Raw genomic sequence first — 1,527 nt, 5'->3', positions numbered from 1 at the left:
CCCGCCGCTCGGAGCCAATCACAACCGATTCAGATGCCTCGATTTGTTCCCGGATGGACACTTAGGGTGAGCAGACGAACTATAACGAATTCGTGTTGATATGATATTAATATATCACAGGTTGATGCCTCGTGCTTGAGGCACCTGCATAAGGAAGAATGAACATCCAACGGCAAAAGGCCCCGCCCGCAAGGCCGACGAGGCAAGTTTGCAGACGGGTAAGTCTTCTTGTTATCCACCAAAGCTTGGCAATTCGTTAGCAAAAGCGACTAAAATCGGCTTCTGCTGGAGCAATTGCAGCAAGCTCTTCGTTACTTGTGGTAAGCGGTGGTTTTCTCGCAGGTGACCACCACATAGCGCAGAGCCACCTAAACCCCTGGCCAATCGTAGCGATTACGTTATAAGACGCTCCGGGAGCCGGAAGGGGTCGTGACTGCGCCTTGCTATACCCCCGCGACGTGCGGTGCAGGCCGGGGCCGGGTGGCCCCCTCTCGTCAGCTATCGCAAGTAAGATACCGACTGTGAGCGCGAGGATCACCGAGGCGGCGACCACGGTGAACCATCGAGGCAATGCTGCCGGCGCTGACGCCCGTTATCGAACTGATCTCACTTGTAGCTCTTCCGCATGACCAAAGCAGCAGAACTTCGTCATGCCGCGGGTGCAGGGGACGGCCGTCGCGATGCTTGGGTTGTTCTGTGGCTGAAGGTGCAACCATGCTGCCAGTTAGACATGAATTTCTTACCAGCATTTTGCCGAAACATCGAGAAGCGATGTGTCCGTTGGTGTGCCAAGCGCGCAGCAGTGTTGCGGCGGCGGCGCCACACAATAGGTGCGTCGCCAAAGCTTGGTTTGGGCTTGAGGTTGAAGGCCAGCGCTGGTCATATAGCAGCAGTCGTCCACCATCCCCCCTGCCTTGGTGCGACGATCAGCTCCGGCGGCGCCCCCCCAAACCTATCGCCGCCGGAGCGACCCTGAAGCCCTCAGGGCTCGGGTGAAAATGGGACCTCTGGCTCCTATTATGCGGGCCATGAACTCGCCCCTCAGCGACTTGCCTACCAAGCCGAAGCTAACAGCCGAAGATCGCCGTCAGCGCGATGCTGATCGGCTACAGACGATCAGGCTACGGATGCTGGTCGGCCAGGCGCTGCATGACCGCGGCATTAAAACCCCGGCCGCGATCGGCGCGGCGATTGGAATGCCGGCGGCCGAGGCGACCAAGCTAATGACTGGGAAGCAATGGCGGGCCGGTGACGTCGCGCTGCTGGAGGCGGCTGCGACCAAGTTAAGGTTACAGGTGCCTGGATGCGCCGCCTCGCTGAACGGGACGACTCATCACCAAACCAAAAAGTAGATGATTAGCATCCAGAATATCGCAGATAGCGCAAGGCCTATTATCAAGCCTTCGCCGAAGCGCCGGGTTGTAGGATCAAGAGGCTCTGTTGCACAAATGAGCTGACGGTTAGGGTTCCCCTTTCCCCGGACAGCCTCATCCTACGGCTTCGGTGACGGGTATTCCGAGCGCGGTG

At 58.3% G+C, this 1,527-nt stretch carries 1 protein-coding gene; it reads left to right on the top strand.

What is annotated here, in order from left to right:
* The first annotated feature begins 1,028 nt into the window (after positions 1-1,028).
* The gene (locus tag EP26_RS30790) at positions 1,029-1,352 is read left to right on the top strand and encodes a hypothetical protein (RefSeq protein WP_157033998.1); all 324 of its coding nucleotides are present in this window, start codon (positions 1,029-1,031) and stop codon (positions 1,350-1,352) included.
* Positions 1,353-1,527: the final 175 nt, after the last annotated feature.

It is taken from the genome of Belnapia moabensis DSM 16746, assembly GCF_000745835.1.
GTDB classification, from domain to species: domain Bacteria; phylum Pseudomonadota; class Alphaproteobacteria; order Acetobacterales; family Acetobacteraceae; genus Belnapia; species Belnapia moabensis.
The sequence above is the reverse complement of the archived record's forward strand: the minus strand, read 5'-3'. Positions and strand labels throughout refer to the sequence as shown.

Excerpts from the sequence above, each read along its gene's own strand:
- EP26_RS30790 (WP_157033998.1), top strand. The coding sequence starts at position 1,029 with ATGAACTCGCCCCTCAGCGACTTGCCTACCAAGCCGAAGCTAACAGCC.